11 protein-coding genes, 1 tRNA gene and 2 pseudogenes are annotated in these 16,317 nt (G+C 59.7%); 9 read left to right on the top strand and 5 right to left on the bottom strand.

What is annotated here, in order from left to right:
• Window positions 1–37 precede the first annotated feature (37 nt).
• From FQ320_RS22665 to FQ320_RS25870, 7 genes are all read left to right on the top strand, one after another.
• Entirely contained in the window at window positions 38–922 is an 885-nt protein-coding gene (locus FQ320_RS22665) for a DUF2163 domain-containing protein (RefSeq protein WP_148475570.1), read from the top strand.
• Window positions 919–1,374 (top strand): NlpC/P60 family protein, encoded by a 456-nt coding sequence (locus tag FQ320_RS22660; RefSeq protein WP_187394043.1) that lies wholly within the window; start codon window positions 919–921, stop codon window positions 1,372–1,374. The genes FQ320_RS22665 and FQ320_RS22660 overlap by 4 nt, the downstream gene beginning before the upstream one ends.
• Before the next feature lie 10 nt (window positions 1,375–1,384).
• Complete coding sequence (locus FQ320_RS22655) at window positions 1,385–5,359, top strand: glycoside hydrolase TIM-barrel-like domain-containing protein (RefSeq protein ID WP_148475569.1); 3,975 nt, start codon at window positions 1,385–1,387, stop codon at window positions 5,357–5,359.
• Window positions 5,360–5,367: 8 nt separating this feature from the next.
• A complete protein-coding gene (locus tag FQ320_RS22650) occupies window positions 5,368–7,293 on the top strand; it encodes a DUF2793 domain-containing protein (protein ID WP_148475568.1) in 1,926 nt (641 codons plus the stop codon).
• Between the two features lie 10 nt (window positions 7,294–7,303).
• On the top strand, window positions 7,304–7,612 hold the full coding sequence (locus tag FQ320_RS22645; protein ID WP_148475567.1) for a hypothetical protein: 309 nt from the start codon (window positions 7,304–7,306) through the stop codon (window positions 7,610–7,612).
• A gap of 88 nt (window positions 7,613–7,700) precedes the next feature.
• Window positions 7,701–8,354 (top strand): TIGR02594 family protein, encoded by a 654-nt coding sequence (locus tag FQ320_RS22640; protein ID WP_148475566.1) that lies wholly within the window; start codon window positions 7,701–7,703, stop codon window positions 8,352–8,354.
• A 13-nt stretch (window positions 8,355–8,367) separates the two neighbouring features.
• Complete coding sequence (locus tag FQ320_RS25870; protein WP_187394042.1) at window positions 8,368–8,535, top strand: hypothetical protein; 168 nt, start codon at window positions 8,368–8,370, stop codon at window positions 8,533–8,535.
• A gap of 28 nt (window positions 8,536–8,563) precedes the next feature.
• Here FQ320_RS25870 and FQ320_RS22635 read toward each other — a convergent pair whose 3' ends face one another.
• The gene (locus FQ320_RS22635) at window positions 8,564–11,395 is read right to left on the bottom strand and encodes a UvrD-helicase domain-containing protein (RefSeq protein WP_222861699.1); all 2,832 of its coding nucleotides are present in this window, start codon (window positions 11,393–11,395) and stop codon (window positions 8,564–8,566) included.
• 172 nt (window positions 11,396–11,567) lie between these two features.
• Here FQ320_RS22635 and FQ320_RS26665 point away from each other — a divergent pair, with 172 nt between their 5' ends.
• Window positions 11,568–11,852: a hypothetical protein gene (locus tag FQ320_RS26665; protein WP_255509674.1), complete on the top strand. Its 285-nt coding sequence runs from the start codon at window positions 11,568–11,570 to the stop codon at window positions 11,850–11,852.
• Between the two features lie 252 nt (window positions 11,853–12,104).
• Here FQ320_RS26665 and FQ320_RS22625 read toward each other — a convergent pair whose 3' ends face one another.
• The 4 genes and pseudogenes from FQ320_RS22625 to FQ320_RS22610 all read right to left on the bottom strand — a co-directional run.
• Window positions 12,105–12,755, bottom strand: a complete 651-nt coding sequence (locus FQ320_RS22625) for a hypothetical protein (RefSeq protein ID WP_148475565.1) — start codon at window positions 12,753–12,755, stop codon at window positions 12,105–12,107.
• Between the two features lie 350 nt (window positions 12,756–13,105).
• Window positions 13,106–13,828 (bottom strand): hypothetical protein, encoded by a 723-nt coding sequence (locus FQ320_RS22620; RefSeq protein ID WP_148475564.1) that lies wholly within the window; start codon window positions 13,826–13,828, stop codon window positions 13,106–13,108.
• Window positions 13,829–14,072: 244 nt separating this feature from the next.
• Window positions 14,073–14,149: transfer RNA gene (locus FQ320_RS22615), tRNA-Met, on the bottom strand.
• Between the two features lie 172 nt (window positions 14,150–14,321).
• A pseudogene (locus FQ320_RS22610) lies at window positions 14,322–15,243 on the bottom strand (IS3 family transposase); the annotation flags it as partial.
• Between FQ320_RS22610 and FQ320_RS22605 the strand changes: the two are divergent.
• Window positions 15,242–16,191: pseudogene (locus FQ320_RS22605) on the top strand (transposase); the annotation flags it as partial. The pseudogenes FQ320_RS22610 and FQ320_RS22605 overlap by 2 nt on opposite strands.
• Window positions 16,192–16,317 lie beyond the last annotated feature (126 nt).

Below are 16,317 nucleotides of genomic sequence, written 5' to 3'. Positions count from 1 at the left end.
GGATGGCTTGCTCTGCCTGTCATTTCAAGGAAATTTCATGAAAACCCTCACCCCGGCGCTGCAGGCCCATCTCGATGATGGCACCACCACCCTGTCCTGGTGCTGGCGGATTTCACGAGCGGACGGCGTGGCGCTGGGTTTTACCGATCATGATCGGACGCTGGCCTTTGACGGCACCGGTTTTGAGCCGGAGAGCGGGTTTGCCGCCTCCGAAATTAGGTCTGGCTCTGACCTTGCTGTCGATGCGCAGGACGCGAGTGGCGTGCTGACCTCCGACCGGATCACCGAAACCGACATCATTGATGGGCGCTGGGACAATGCGGCGGTGGAGTTGTGGCGCGTCAACTGGGCCAACCCCAGCCAGCGCGTGCTGCTGCGCCGGGGTGCTGTAGGGCAAATCCGGCGCGGACGGATGGCCTTCGTCGCCGAGGTGCGATCGCTGGCGCACGTGCTCGGCCAGACGGTCGGGCGGACGTTTCAGGCGGGCTGTGATGCGCGCTTGGGCGATGCGCGCTGCGGCATTGATCTGGAAAACTCCATCTACAAGAGTGCTGGCGTGATCACTGACCTGCTGCGTGACCGAGCCTTCATGGCCTCAGGGTTGGCTGGGTTTGACGCGGGGTGGTTCACATCCGGCACGATCACGTGGACCAGCGGTGCCAACGCCGACCGGATTACCGAAGTTTTGGCCCATGGATTGACCGATGCCATCGCGACCCTGACCCTCTTGGAAGCACCGGTGCGCGCCATCGCCGAAGGTGACAGCTTCATCGCGCGTGCGGGCTGCGACAAACGCATTGCCACGTGCAGCGCGAAGTTTGCCAACACGGCCAACTTCCGAGGCTTCCCCAATATTCCCGGCCAAGACGCCGTATTGCGCTATGCCAGCCAAGACGGCGGCCATGACGGAAACGTGCTGTGAGGCGACACCCAACCGTGGCAGATCCCGCCCGTGTCATCGCCACTGCCCGCAGCTGGCTCGGCACGCCCTACCACGATCAGGCCAGCCTGCGCGGCGTTGGCTGCGATTGCCTAGGCCTTGCGCGCGGGGTGTGGCGCGAGGTGGTCGGGGGTGAGCCGTTCCCGATCCCGCCTTACAGCCGCGATTGGGGCGAGACCGGTCCGCGTGAAGTTTTGGCGGAGGGCGCGAGGGCGATGATGCCGGAAATCGCTCTCTCTGACGCCAGCCCTGGCGCGCTGATCCTGTTCCGGATGGCCCCACGCGCCATCGCCAAGCATGTCGGGGTCCTGACCGCGCACAACGGCTTCATCCATTCATACGAGCGGCTGGGCGTCGTCGAAGAAATCCTGACCCCGGCTTGGCGGCGGCGCATCGCTTTCGCCTTCCTGTTTTCGCCCTCCGACAGCATCTGAAAGTCCCCACATGGCAACGCTTGTACTCGGCGCGGTTGGCTCCGCGATCGGTGGCTCCATCGGCGGCGGGCTGCTTGGCATAAGCGCAGTCACCATCGGCGGCTTTATCGGATCGAGCGTAGGGTCGCTGGTCGACAGTTGGATCGTCTCCTCACTGGCCCCAGCGCAGCGCATCGAAGGCGCGCGGCTCGACAGTCTGCGAATCACATCCTCAACCGAAGGAGCCGTGATCCCGCGCCTTTATGGGCGGATGCGCATCGGCGGCAACGTGATCTGGGCGACGGATTTCCGCGAAGAGACCAAGACGGCAAGACAAGGTGGCGGAAAGGGTGGCGGGCCAAAGGTCAAGACAACCGAGTATTTGTACTACGCAAGTTTTGCCGTGGCGCTTTGCGAAGGCGAGATCACCGGTATCGGCCGGGTCTGGGCCGACGGCAAGGTCATGGACATGACCGGCGTCACCTGGCGCTGGTATCCGGGTGACGAGACTCAAACTGCGGACCCGTTCATCGCCGCCAAGATGGGCGCCGCCAATACCCCGGCCTATCGCGGTACGGCCTATGTGGTCTTCGAGGAACTGGACCTTGGCGCCTTTGGCAATCGTCTGCCACAGATCAGCTTCGAGGTATTCCGCCCGCTGGCGGATGCTGACACCGCCGAAGGGCTGGTGAAGGCCGTCACCCTGATCCCAGCCTCTGGCGAGTTCAGCTATGCCACTGATGTCATTCGCAAGGCCACTGACGTCTATGGCAAAACGACAAGCCCCGAAAACCTGAACGCGATTGCTGACACTGCGGACATCGTCGTGGCACTCGACCGGCTGCAGGCCATGGCCCCCGCGGTAGAATCCGTGTCGCTGGTGGTGGCATGGTTCGGTGACGATCTGCGCGCGGGGAACTGCAAGGTGCGCCCCGGTGTGGAGGTTGCCGCCAAGACCACGACGCCCTCGGCATGGACTGTAAACGGTGTCAGCCGTGCCAATGCCTTTCTGGTCAGTCGTGATTCCGAGGACCGCCCGGTTTATGGCGGCACCCCGGCTGATTTTGCGGTGGTGCAGGCGATTCGGGAAATGAAGGCGCGCGGGCTGCGCGTCACCTTCTATCCCTTCATCCTGATGGATGTGCCCCCCGGCCATACCAAGCCGAACCCGTATTCCAACAATGCCACCAGTATCGGCCAGCCCACATTCCCCTGGCGGGGGCGGATCACTTGCTCTCCTGCGGCGGGTTATGCCGGGACGGTGGACAAAACTGCTGCGGCTGCCACGCAGGTTTCCGCGCTGTTCGGCACCGCCACACCCGCCAGCTTCAGCATTTCCGGCGAAACCGTCAGCTGGACCGGCCCCGTGGGCGAATGGTCGCTGCGCCGGATGATCCTGCATTATGCCCATCTGTGCAAAGCAGCTGGTGGCGTGGATTCCTTCCTGATTGGCTCAGAAATGCCGGGCCTGACCACCATCCGCTCGGGGGCCAGCACCTATCCTGCGATCACAGCCTTCAAGGCGCTCGCTGCTGATGTGCGCGCGATCCTCGGCGCTGGGCCGAAGATCGGCTATGCGTCCGACTGGTCGGAATACTTCGGCCACCACCCTGCTGATGGGTCCGGCGACGTCTATTTCCACCTCGATCCACTCTGGTCAGACGCCAACATCGATTTCATCGGCATCGACAACTATATGCCGCTGTCGGACTGGCGCGACGGGTTCGATCATGCCGATGCTACATTGGCCCCGGCGATTTATGACCGAGGCTATCTGCAATCCAACATCGAGGGTGGCGAGGGATTTGACTGGTTCTACGCCAACCCGGCTGACCGCGCCGCGCAGGTCCGGACGCCAATTACCGACGGCGCTGCAGCCAAACCGTGGATGTTTCGCTTCAAGGATCTGCGCGCCTGGTGGCAAAGCCCGCATTTCAACCGGCCGGGAGGCGTGGAGAGCGGCACGCCGACGGCATGGGTGCCGCAGTCGAAACCCGTCTGGTTCACCGAACTGGGCTGCCCGGCCATCGACCGGGGCACCAATCAGCCAAACATGTTCTTCGATCCGAAGTCGTCAGAGAGCTTCACGCCATATTTCTCGCGCGGCTGGCGGGATGATGCGATCCAGCGCGCCTATCTGGAAGCGACCTACTTGTTCTGGGGGACTCCGGCCAACAATCCGACATCGTCTGTCTATTCGGCCCCGATGGTCCATCTCCCCGAATGCGCCGCCTGGACCTGGGATGCGCGACCCTATCCGTTCTTTCCAGAACTGACCGATGTCTGGACCGATGGGCCGAACTGGCGGCTGGGGCACTGGCTGACGGGACGGTTGGGGGCGGTGTCATTGGCGGCCCTCGTTCGTCATCTGTGCTTGCGCGCCGGGATGCCGGAAGATCAGATCGACGTTTCGGGCCTTTGGGGTGCGGTCGAGGGCTATGTCATTTCCGCGCTGGAAGCGCCGCGTGCCTCAATTTCCACGCTGGCGCGGCATTTCGGCTTCGATGCGGTGGAAAGTGAAGGCCGCATCCGCTTCCTGATGCGGGGCCGGATCGCAGGTCTGACCATATCGCCCGACAGCATGGTGGCCCCTGCATCGGCGCAGGGTGACGTGATGGAACTGACCCGCGCGCAGGAAACCGAACTGCCGCAGGCTCTGAAGTGGCAAGTCGCCCGTGCCGACGAGGATTATGACGCAGCGCAAGTCGAAGCCCGGCGCATCACCGTTGATACCACGCGCGTCGCCTCCGAAAGCTTCCCGGTTACTGTGCCACCCGAAGAGGCTGAACGCCGCTGCCGCCGCGCGCTGATGGAGGCTTGGGTCGGGCGGGAAAGTGCTGTCTTCCGCCTTCCGCCCTCACGGCTGGCGCTGGATCCTTGCGACGTGATCCTGCTTGATCACGATGGCCGTTTGAACGAGATGAGGCTGGTGTCGATCGCGGATTCGGACCTGCGCAGCATCGACGCCGTGCGCCAGGACCGCGCGGTTTACGATCTGCCGCCCGGCGATCCACGTCCCGCTTCCTTGTCGACGCCGACGGTGTTCGGCGCGCCTGACATTGCGCTTATGGACCTTCCGCAACTGCGCGAGGACCAGTCTGCGCACCGACCATTGATCTCCGCACATGCCAAACCATGGCCGGGAGAAATGGCGGTCTATCGCAGCGCGTCGACAGATGGCTTTGACCTGCTGACCATCTTCGACAGCCGCGCCCGGATCGGCGTGCTCGCAGCAGACTTTTATGCGGGCCCGGTGTCGCGCTTCGATCTTGGCAATACGCTGGTGGTCGATCTCTATTCCGGTACGCTGGAAAGCGTTACCGATATTGCCTTGCTGGGCGGGGCCAATGCACTGGCAGTGGAAACTGGCACTGGCCAGTGGGAGATCGTCCAGGCGGGCACAGCGGAACTGATCGCAGCCGGGCGATATCGTCTGGCCCGATTGTTGCGTGGACAGCGCGGCACAGAAGGTGCTGTCGTCAGCGTGGTTCCGATTGGCGCGCGGGTCGTGGTTCTGGATACTGCGCTGGCGTCGCTTCCCATTGCTGAAGCCGATCTGGGCTTGCCATGGAACTGGCGCATTGGCCCCGCCTTAAAGCCGGTCAGCGACGAGACCTTTGTCGCCACCAGTTTCACACCTGAAGGCGCTGGCCTGCGGCCGTTCTCGGTCGCGCATGTCGAGCAGCCATGCCGCACCGCGCGCAGTCCCGGCGATCTGACGATCCGCTGGACGCGCCGGTCACGGTCCCTCGCGGCAGACACTTGGGGTGCGGGCGATGTGCCCTTGGCCGAGGACTTTGAGGCTTACGCGCTCGACATTCTGGACGGGTCAGTTGTCAAGCGATCCTTGACCACTGCCACGACCTCGGCCCTTTACACCGCCGCCCAGCAGACCGCCGATTGGGGCGCGCCCCTCAGCCCGGGCCAATCCCTCGAAATCCGCATCTACCAGCTATCGGCTCTGATCGGCCGGGGCGCGGCAAAGTCTGTCACCCTCATTTTCTGAAGGCAATCATGTCCGACATTACCACCCATCTCCTGCTGCCTTACATCCTGGCATCGCAGGCGCAAAAGCATGTCACCCACAATGAAGCGCTGCGGCTGCTCGATGCCATGGTGCAACTGTCAGTGCTGGATCGGGATCTGACGTCCCCACCCGCCAGCCCGGCCGATGGCGTCCGGCATATCGTCGCGTCCAGCGCCACTGGCCTCTGGGCGGGCTGGGATCTGAACGTAGCCTTCTGGATTGATGGTGTCTGGATGCGGCTGGTGCCGCGCCCAGGCTGGCTCGCCTGGATCGCGGATGAAGCAGCATTTGTCGTCTGGAATGGCAGCGCCTGGGATCCGGTCGGCGTGCCGCAGGATGTGTCGGATGCGATCTTCAGTCTGGTGAATGCCGTCGATCCGACGAAGAAGGCGCTGTTTTCTCTGTCGGGGATCAGTACCGGCACCACGCGTAGCTTTACCCTGCCGAACACCTCGTCGGAACTGGCAATCCTTGCAGGAACCCAGACCTTTTCCGGCAACAAGACCTTTTCCGGAACGCTGACCGCCTCGGGAACGCTGACTACGTCCGGGGCAACAGCGACAATAGGCACCGCGACCGGTACTACCACTTATGGCGTAGGTACCGGGGCCACGACAACTGGCCTCTCCAAAACCCTGAACCTTGGCACTGGCGGGGCTTCGGGATCGAACACGGTGGTCAATATCGGCTCAGCCACATCCGGGGCTGGTGGCACCACGGTCCTGAACACGCCGACAGTCTCATTCGCCAACGCGGTCACACAGGTCGGCATGCCGCAGGCAAACCTGACGGCGCAACTGCTGGGCCTTGGTGGCGCGACGGCCGACGGCTATAACCGACTGTCGGTCAATGCCCCGGCCATGTTGTTCAATAACGTTGGCGCCGGGATCGAGGCAACGGTGAACAAGGCTGCGGCCGGGAACGATGCGGCCTTCGCGTTCAAGACCGGGTTCTCGGCCCGGGCGCTGATCGGGCTTCTAGGCAGCGATGATTTCAGCTTCAAGGTCAGCCCAGATGGCGGAACGTTTCACGAGGCCATCAAGATCGACCGCAGCTCTGGCCGGGTCGAGCTGCCCGAACCGCTGCACATGCCCAGCTTGCCGACCGCTCCAGACCCGCCTCCAGCAGGCAAACTCGCGGTCTATGCCCGGGATCGCGCCGGGACCGGATGGCTGGATGTGCAGCGTCCTTCGGGCCGGTTTTTTCCGCTGCAGCCGCATTTTGGCGTCAACCGGATCGCGACATGGGCCCCGTCGTCGGGCACCACCGTCAACACCAATGGGATGCCTCGCACCGCCGTGGGCACGGTCGCCACACCGACGTTGGCGACCACCAACCTGTCGACCAGCATGCGGCGCTGGCGGGTGACTAGTGCGGCAACCGCGGATGCGGTAGCCGAGGAACGTTCTGCCGGTTGGGTCTGCTGGCGCGGCAATGCCGATGGGCTTGGCGGTTGGAATTACGTCAACCGACTGTCGCTGACCACACTGCAGGCAACCGGCATGGGGTTCTTCGGGCTCTATGGCTCTGTCGCGGCATTGGCGACCACATTGACGCTGGCGACTGTGGTCAACTGCATCGGCATTGGCTTCCAGCGCGGCACCCACACCAATTGGCAACTGGTGCACAACGACGGCTCCGGCGCGCCGTTGCTGACCGACCTTGGGGCCAGTTTCCCGGTCAACAGCCTGACGAACGTGCTGACGCTTTACATCGCGGCCGCCCCGAACGGATCCGACATCGGCGTGCGCGTGGTCGAGGAAGTCAGCGGCGCGGCTGTCGAGTTCACCGTCACCACGGACATGCCTGCCGCCACCCAGCTCCTGAGCCCCCGCAATTACATGAACACCGGAGCAACAGCAGCAGCCGTCGCCTACGACTGCTCCGGCGTCTACGTCGAAACCGACTTCTAGGAGACCCTCCATGACTGAGAAAACCAGCTTCCTGCAGGAGGTTGCCGAGGCCCTGCGCGACAACGGAATCGGGGCCGCTATCACCGCACTGATCGGCGGCTTCATCGCTCTACTGGCCGCAGTAACACGGCGGGCCTTCACCAACGACGCGATGCTCGCACGCCTCGATCGTGAACTCAGCCAGGAACGCGACCGCGTCGATCGCCAGCGTGCTGAGGATCGCGATGACGACGCGGACCGGCTGGAACGGATCGAAAACGATATCCGCGCGATGCGCGATCTGATGTTCGAAGCCTTCCAACGCGGCCGCACCGACTGACCAGCAAACCACCCATCAATTCGATCCCACCCGCCCCGCTCGCAAGGCGGGTTTTTTGATGCCCCGCCATGGGCAAAAGGAACATCCCATGCCCACCGATACCCGCGAACCCCTCCGCCTGATCCAAAGCGGCCTCGACAAACTTGGCCATTCCCCCGGCGCCATTGATGGCCTTTGGGGCCTGCGCACCACCCGCGCGATGAAGGCGTTGCTGGCCGCAAATGGCCGCGCGGCATCCGTCGCCCCGCCGGGGCCTTTGCCCTGGATCACCGAGGCCAAGACAGCGCTGGGCCGCCACGAAGCACGGGATCGATCCTGGCTGATGGATTGGCTGAAACGCGATGGCAGGTCCCTGGGCGATCCGTCGAAGAACCCTTGGTGTGGAGACTTCGTGGAAACCTGCATTCGCATCGGGCTGCCCGATGAACCGCTGCTTGGCGCGCTGGGCACCAACCCCTACTGGGCGCGCAACTGGTTGCTGTTTGGGCGCGAGGTGCAGCCAATCACCGGTGCGGTGCTGATCTTCGAACGCGGATCGGGCGGCCACGTTGGTTTCGCGTTCGGTCAGGACGACACGCATTTCTACGTACTGGGTGGCAATCAGTCTGACGCCGTCACCGTCGCCCGGATCGCGAAATCGCGACTCCTCGGTGTCCGCTGGCCCGCAACTTACCCACCCCGCTTGCAGCGCCTTCCGACCATGAAACCGGGCGAATTCCTCTCAACCGCCAATGAAATTTAATCAGGATACCATCATGTTGAAACCTGCAATCCTCGCGCTGATCCGCCAAGTTCTGACGGTCGCTGGCACCGCGCTGGTCGCCATGGGCTACGTCCAAGCATCCGACATTGAGCCCGTCATCGGCGCTCTGCTGACGATCGGATCGGTGGTCTGGTCGGTCGCCGACAAACGAAACAGATAGGTATCAGGCAACCCGCTTGTTCGTCGCGTCAACTTCGGCGTTTGCCTGCGGAACTCCGGCTCCTCGGTTCGCGAGGCAATTGCGCCTTTCCGAGGCAGGCTGGAAAGCGAACACAGCCGAGAAAGTTACTGTGGGGGCCCGTTCGCTCAACAAGCCAGCCATCAGTGCATTCCGCGCAACCGGGGTGCACTTTACCGCAACTGCACTTGGATTGTGGTTCACCCTTCGCCCGTCGCGGCAGGGCTACCCCACATTCCGAACAGGCAGGCAGGAAATTGCCGCAGTGCTCGGAATGCTCGCAGCGGTACCAAATTCGACCGTCTTGACCTTGCACACTCAACAGCCGTCCACCGCATTCGCCACATTCATGCACTTCCTGGTCAGGGCCGGACTGCTGGGAAATTCCATATGCCGGATCCTTCAAAAGCTCAGTGACAAAGGCCGACGGGCGGGCGTTCGATGCGAGGATCGTCAGGGTGTGCCGCGCCCGCGTCATCGCAACATACATCACGCGCCGTTCCTCTGCATTCTGGAATGCCTCCTCATCGGGCGATACCAATCCCAGCAAGGGATCGTCGACGATCTCCGATGGAAAGCCCACCCGCCCACTGTCGGCGTTCAACAAAACCACATGATCGGCCTCCAACCCTTTTGAGGCATGGATGGTTTTGAAACTGAACGTCAGGCGCGGAAACCGCCGCCGCAGATCCCGCAGGTCAGGCTCCAAATATCGATACCGCGCGAGCAGCAGCACACTCGCAATCTTCTCATCCGGATCCAGCTTGGACGAGAGCGCGGCTAGCACATCCGAAAGCGCTTTTACGCCTTCCTGCTTTGCCGTTGTCACAATTTTGATGGCTTGTTCAGTCGCGATTCCTGCCGGAACAATCTGTTTCTGGATCTGGGCCGGGTTTCTGAGGACAAAAGTTCGAGCCGCAAAGGCGATCTGATCTACCGACCGGAAGGTTCGGCCTAGATCGACCGTCCTGTGAATCGCAGCTTCGCCGTCAAAGGTTCCGCCAAACTCGGCTCCAAACTTGCGCATCAGGTGAATATCTGATCCGGCAAAACGAAAGATTGACTGCCAATCATCGCCGACGGCAAATATACGAACGTCAGGATGTTGCCCTTTCAGCGCCTTTACAAGCTTGGCGCGGCTTTGCGAGATATCCTGAAACTCGTCGACCAAGATGTGGCGAAACGGGCTGAGATACTTGCCGGTTTCCACATAATGGGCCGCCCGCAGGATCATGTCCTCAAAGTCGATCCGTCCCGCCAGGCGCTTTTGATATTCTTCAAACACAGGGGTAAACACCGCGAGGAACGCCCGGCCGCGTTTGCCGAGCTTCATCTTGTCGGACGTGCTTTCGCAGTGCTCAAGGCTGTAGCCACCGCTCTTGAACTTGCGCAGGAACGTCCCGAGCAATTGCGAAAACGTGTCGACCTGCTTCATTTCGATCACGCGGTCATAGATCGTGTCAGCTGGCCGGGGTCTTAGTTCGACATGTGGCGAGATCTTTTCGGCCAAGCCGGTCAGCAGACTCCCCTCTTGCCGTTCGTAGCTGTAGGTTTCGATCATGGTGCTTTCGTGCGTGGCATGAACCTCGCGCTTCCATGCCATGCTGGCCAGATAGTCCTCGCGGTTCACGAATGGCGCAGTGGTCAGTTTCTCCGTGCCATCCGCCATCTTCTGACGCCGCACCCCGAAGTGTTCGATGTAGACGCCGCTTTCGATCAAACGAAAGTCCGGTTGATAGTCACGCCGCCCTGTCTCAGGCAACTTCGGCTCATAGACGGGTTCATATTCGTACTCGACGCCGTTTTCATAAAGCCAGTTGGCGATCTGCAGCTCTTCGTAGCTTTTGACCTTTTCGCCTTGCAGGGTGCGCAGATCCTGCTGTTCCATATGGGTGTAGAATTCGTGCTTGGTCTTGAAATCCCATTCTGTCTTCGGCTCGACCAGAAAATGAGAAAACCACTCAATGATGGCACGCGACACGGCAGACATCGTATGAACGAGGTCCTTCAGTATCAGCTTCATCAACGCGGTGAAGGCTGCATCATCGGTGGCATGGTCGGCAAGGGCAGGTTTTGACCCTTCCACCGCGCCAATGATGTCATACGCGAGGGCGTGAAAGGTCCGTGCGACAATTGGCTCACCGGATCGCGCTTCAACCCGCTCTGACATTTCCGCGGCAGCATTCTTCGCAAACGCCAGCAGCAGGATTTCGTCCGGTTTCCGGATCCCGGCTTTGACCAGATAGGCTGCCTTAGCGGTAATCACGCTGGTCTTGCCCGATCCGGCACCGGCCAGCACAAGCGTCGCGTCTTCATCCACCACGACGGAAAGACGCTGTTCGGCCGTCAGCGGCTTGCTTTCGATCGTGTCGAAGAATTCCTTCCAGCGATCCAGTTCAGTGGCGACAAAGACCGATATCGCAATGGCCCGGGCTGCCCGGGGATCAGCCACGAACTTGCGCACAAGGGTCACCCGCTCTGCCCGATCTGTCCCGATTGCTTCTGCCTTCACCTTCGACAGCAGCGAGGCATCCAGGGACCGCGCGTCCTGAAGAGCTAACTCGAGAGTGCAGGCCGCAGGATAGCGGCCCGGCCGCGTCAAGCCGGAAACTGCGGCATGAAGCTGATTGAACCGCTGCGCTTCACGATCAAAAGCGCCCGTGTTGAAGCGAACCCACGCGGTTTTGACAGTGTCCGCGAAGGCGCAAGCATCGGCATGACCGGCACCGCGCAAGATGACATTACTATTTGCGGACACCTGCAGCGACAGCGTCGTTCCGAGTACGCCCTTCTGAAGGGCTGGTGCCTCGCCAATATCAGCTAGTGAAAGCGCCGCAGGCATGTTTCGTCCGGTGACCAAAAGATGATCACCCTCTAACTCAATGGCGCGCGCTGTCGTGCCAAAGGGATTCACGAGAAATCCAAACAGCGGTCTTTGTTGTAGTCGAATCAATGATATGTGCCCTGTGCCTTATTCTGGGTAGCTTGCGCTTTGGCACTTGGCGACTGCAACCATGTTTCATTTTCAGAACGCCGGATACTGGGCGTGCAACTGGCTGCTGTTCGGACGCGAGGTGCAGCCGATCACCGGCACTGTGCTGGTGTTCGAGCACGGGTCGGGAGGCCATGTGGGTTTCGGAATCGGTCAGGACGCCCTGATCCGCTCAGTTCTGACCGTAGCGGGCACCGCGCTGGTAGCAATGGGCTACGTCCAGGCATCCGACATCGAGCCCGTTATCGGTGCGCTGCTGACCATCGGCTCGGTGGTCTGGTCGGTCGCTGACAAACGACTGCGATAGGGTGAACCTGCTTCAGCGCGGTCACTCTTGGCATTGAACTTGAGTGACCGCAGAGCGGGACGATCCCGACTTTCGCTGCGATTGCCCCAACGTCTAGTTTCGATACGAACCAAAAACCGTCGCTTCCGCCGATGACAAAAGCGTCGACGACCTGCGCGACGCGCTACTTAACGTCAACGCACTCTTGGCCTAAAATAGCTTATCTTGAATGATAGCGTGATGTGACAAAGTAAATAGTGATTCTGCAACCGCTTAACAGTTTGACAATAAGGACACTTGTTTGGGTTCCGCATCAACCTTGTAGGGGACAAGAACGCAATTTTCACCCAGTGAAATGATCTCCGCTTGATGAGTGAATTTGGCGGAATCACGGCCGGTTTCGGAATTCGAAAACGTGTAACTTAGGCGAGTGCCATTTGCCGACGATCCAATTGAAATCACCGTGAAGATCAAACTGTAGTCTCGGACAGCAACTACATCTCCTGGGACCATCACAAAACGATCACCCCGACTTACTAAATCGAGACCAGCGACTGCTACGGGACTGGACAGAACTACTTCTCTTGGCGGCAAACCAACTACATCGTTGGCAATCTTCATAAGCGATAGTAAACACCTGACATACTCGCTAAATACAGGTTCTTTTCTCTCGTTACTAAATTGTTCCAATAGCGAGATTACATGCGACTGGTTGTATACACCTTCACCTTCGATAGAAGCCAGCTTGAGCTTCTTGATGATGACACTGTCGATTTCGCCTTGAACTTGTATCGCAAGCCCACCACCGCACGATATCCCAGCTTGCCGAAGCCAATCCAATTTCACCGATTGTGCTAATGCCTTACCTGGAAGCAAGAGCAACAGGATTGCTAAAGCAAAAGATAAACTAAAAAATCTAATCAATTCTATCTTCCTCCTGATCATCTGCACAGACTGTCACTCAAGCATACTATCAAAGTTCGTGCGTCAGCGCACGCATCTTGTTTGCGGCCGCGCCTTAGCGGACAAAAATCCCCTGTCAAACCTGTACGCCACACACCGTCGTACTTATCACTGGCTGCCTGCTGCCTAAAACCATTAAAAATCCCGGTGCCGCGAACCCTTGGCAAAAGAAATCTTGAGTCTGTGACGTTTCTGGCCGCACGCAAAAAAAGCCGACGTTCGCGCCGCCTGCAGCACCGGTGAGTCTGGGCTCGTTTGAGACCTTCGCTGCATCGACCTTGAAGAACAGCTCTTTGCAGTTCGTGCCGTTTTCACTGAACTGATGCAGGCCGCAACATGCCGTCCGTGTCCAACTGGAGGGCGCTGCGCCACAACGGTGTCTTGAACACATGATGCACATGCCTGCCGTCGCGCTCTTCACGGGTTTGGACAAGCAATCCGGCCCATTCAAGCGGGCGCAGGACGCAGGAGGAGAACGCGGCCATTTCGCGCCATCCTGCATTGTCCCAGTCATGCTCGTCGCCATAGAAGGCTGCGAACAGCGCCCGCTCGGTGGTGCCGTGGTCGGCCTCGACGTTGATGACATTCATCCAGACATCCCATTTGCCAAAAGGGCGATCCTCAAAGCGGGCATAGGACGCATGATCGATCTTGAGGACGAAGAAGGGGATGAGTTCAGCAAACAGCTGCGCTGGGGACTGTGCCAGTTCTGCGCCACGCTTTGTCAGGCGGAATTCACCTTTGAAGTGCCTCCCCAGGCGCAGGGTGATCAACAAGTAATGCAGCACCTCAAGCGGCGGGAATTCATATTCATTGATGACCTTGTTGTAGCGGAACATTTCCTCCGCGCTTGAGCCCGGCCAGTTGAAGTGTTCGACGGTCCAGTGAACGAAGACGCGCTTGAACGCTTTCGTCTTAGTCAGGCCGATGGCTCCGTGTTCCTGGGCGTACTGCAGCGTCAACAGCGCCGCGCGCAGGAGCGGCGAATGCGCAAGGTCGGGATGGTCATCGGGAAGAGGGCGGAAGGTGATCATGGCCCGATGCTGCCACGGGATTTTTCGCGGGGCCAGATGCAAAGCGATAAGCAGTCCACCGTGATCAACTGATTTGAATGACGGTGAGTAGCGCGCCTTTGGGCGTGGATGCATGCCACTGCCTGCTTATGCGGGCTGGTGCGGTTTTTCTGGTGCGGTGTTGATGTGGCGTTGATGTAAACCAGAAACGCAAAAACCCGACTTATTAAGTCGGGTTCTAAACGTTTGATTTAGCGCTGTTTTTTGGTTGCGGGAGTAGGATTTGAACCTACGACCTTCAGGTTATGAGCCTGACGAGCTACCGGGCTGCTCCATCCCGCGCCAAGTTCGTATTACCTACGGCAAGGTCCGGGGGAGCGCAAGAGCCAAAGGGAGAATTTTGTCGATCAAAACAAGATCAGGAAATTGGTGCCGCCGTAGCCTTGTGAAACTCCTTGGAATGCTGCCGCGGCACGAGGCCGAGCGCCCCGCCGGAGGCGTGCTTTCGGCACGACGCCGCATTGTCATAGCAGTTGCCATTTCCACTCATCGAGACCCGAAGTCCATGTTCACACAGGATCTTCCGATAGTCGTGCGAAAAGTATTGGCTGCCTCTATCGGTGTGATGAATGCAGCCCTTGGGCGGTGACCTGAAGGGAATGTCCATCTTCAACGCCCTGATTGCAAGATCGCGCTTCATGCGGTTGCTGGCAGCCCAGCCGATCACGCGTCGGGAATGCAGGTCAAGGATCACAGCCAGATAAAACCTACTGTCACGAGTCCAGATGTAGCTGATGCCGTTCGTCCATTTCTGGTTGGGTCGATCTGCCGTGAAGTCACGATCCCGCAGGTTCGGCGCGATGTTGAACTTGTGGTCGCGGTCCGTGGTCGCCTTGAACTTCCGCGTTCTTTCAACGGTGATCCCATTTTCCCGCATCAACCTTCCGACCCGCCGGTGCCCAATGTTCAGACTGATCTCCTTTGGCTCTCCGGTCATTAGCCGGCGGCCATAGCTGCCAAGGCTCAGGCGCGATTGTTCCTTGATATGTGCCAGAACGACCATATCCGTGCGCTGCCTGCGACTCGCAGGGCGGCTGCCAAAGGCCCGCAACTCACGCGGCCTGACATTCATCACTTCGCACATCCGGCCAATCGGGAAGGCCCCGCACTGTTCTTCGATGAACCTGAACCTCATGGCTTTTGGCTCGCGAAGAACTGGGTGGCCTCTTTAGGATGTCCCTCTCCTCCCTGAGAATGAGGTTCTCGCGTCCAACCCGGTCATTCTCTTGGGCGAGGCTTAAATCGGCTCTCGACACCACATCAGTGTCTCGGTGTGCTGTAATCCATTTGTTCAGAGTCGACATGCCAAGGGTAATCCCCCCCGAAAGTAATGGGATGCGAATGTAGAATTTTCTCAGCAAGATACCTGAGGAGATTCAGATGACGAGATACAGTGAGCCCCAAATCCTTGCGATCCTGCGTCAGGCAGAGGGCGGCGTTCCGGTGTCCGAGCTTTGCCGCGAACATGGTATGTGCACGGCGTCCTTCTATAAATGGCGGGCGAAGCATGGCGAAATGGATGCGTCAATGATCGCGCAGACCAAGGTGCTTGAACACGAGAACCGGCGGCTGAAGAAGATGTTCGCCGAACTAAGCATGCAGAACGAGTTGCTGAAGGAAGCCCTTGAAAAAAATATAGGGCCATCTACTGCCCGGCAGTGGTTCGCTTGCGAACCATGAGAGGGTCAGCGACGAGAGATGGCCGCAACGGCGGTAGAGCGGCGCAGGTGCAGCATTTCCTTGGCCTGCCGCACCTTCGGGATCAGCGAGACCTGCTATCGTTACAGCCCGCTTCTGAGCGACGAGAACGAACAGATTGCTGACCGATCTGACAGACGCGCGCAAGACTTCGGGGTTTGGTCTATGTTTCCTGCATTTACGCAACCTTAAGGGCCATCCCTGGAACCATAAGCGCGTTTACCGGATCTATTGCGAGCTTGAGTTGAGCCTGCGCATCAAACCCCGCAAGAGGTTGAAGCGGGACAAACCTGATGCTTTAGCGGTTCCAAAAGCGCCGAACATGACGTGGTCGATCATTGCCCGGCAGGCGATGCAAGGCATCGCTGAGAGGGGACTTCATGGCCGATCGCCTTGGGCCCTCTCATGGTTTGCATGCAAACCACTGCCGGGTAATAGACGGTCGCGCATTCCGGCTCTGGAACTTGCTGGACGACTTTAACCGGGAAGGGTTGGGTATCGATGTGGATTTTTCCCTGCCCGCCGAACGGGTTATCCGGAGCCTCAACCGCATCATCGAATGGCGCGGAAAGCCCGGCACAATAAGAGTCGATAATGGCCCAGAATACATCAGCGAGAAGTTGATTGCGCATTTCGCGGAATGTGGGCATTGATTTCGCGCGATGTCGGGCACGCGTTTCACGCCATTGTGGGCAGCCATTTTACGATCGTGGGCAGGCTGGCCGACACTTTGATAGATTCAGGCTGGAGCG

This window comes from Oceaniovalibus sp. ACAM 378 (genome assembly GCF_008085915.1).
Classification (GTDB): Bacteria; Pseudomonadota; Alphaproteobacteria; order Rhodobacterales; family Rhodobacteraceae; genus Oceaniglobus.
The sequence above is the reverse complement of the archived record's forward strand: the minus strand, read 5'-3'. Positions and strand labels throughout refer to the sequence as shown.

Excerpts from the sequence above, each read along its gene's own strand:
- FQ320_RS22665 (WP_148475570.1), top strand. The coding sequence starts at position 38 with ATGAAAACCCTCACCCCGGCGCTGCAGGCCCATCTCGATGATGGCACC.
- FQ320_RS22655 (WP_148475569.1), top strand. The coding sequence starts at position 1,385 with ATGGCAACGCTTGTACTCGGCGCGGTTGGCTCCGCGATCGGTGGCTCC.
- FQ320_RS22650 (WP_148475568.1), top strand. The coding sequence starts at position 5,368 with ATGTCCGACATTACCACCCATCTCCTGCTGCCTTACATCCTGGCATCG.
- FQ320_RS22645 (WP_148475567.1), top strand. The coding sequence starts at position 7,304 with ATGACTGAGAAAACCAGCTTCCTGCAGGAGGTTGCCGAGGCCCTGCGC.
- FQ320_RS22640 (WP_148475566.1), top strand. The coding sequence starts at position 7,701 with ATGCCCACCGATACCCGCGAACCCCTCCGCCTGATCCAAAGCGGCCTC.
- FQ320_RS25870 (WP_187394042.1), top strand. The coding sequence starts at position 8,368 with ATGTTGAAACCTGCAATCCTCGCGCTGATCCGCCAAGTTCTGACGGTC.
- FQ320_RS22635 (WP_222861699.1), bottom strand. The coding sequence starts at position 11,395 with ATGCCTGCGGCGCTTTCACTAGCTGATATTGGCGAGGCACCAGCCCTT.
- FQ320_RS26665 (WP_255509674.1), top strand. The coding sequence starts at position 11,568 with ATGTTTCATTTTCAGAACGCCGGATACTGGGCGTGCAACTGGCTGCTG.
- FQ320_RS22620 (WP_148475564.1), bottom strand. The coding sequence starts at position 13,828 with ATGATCACCTTCCGCCCTCTTCCCGATGACCATCCCGACCTTGCGCAT.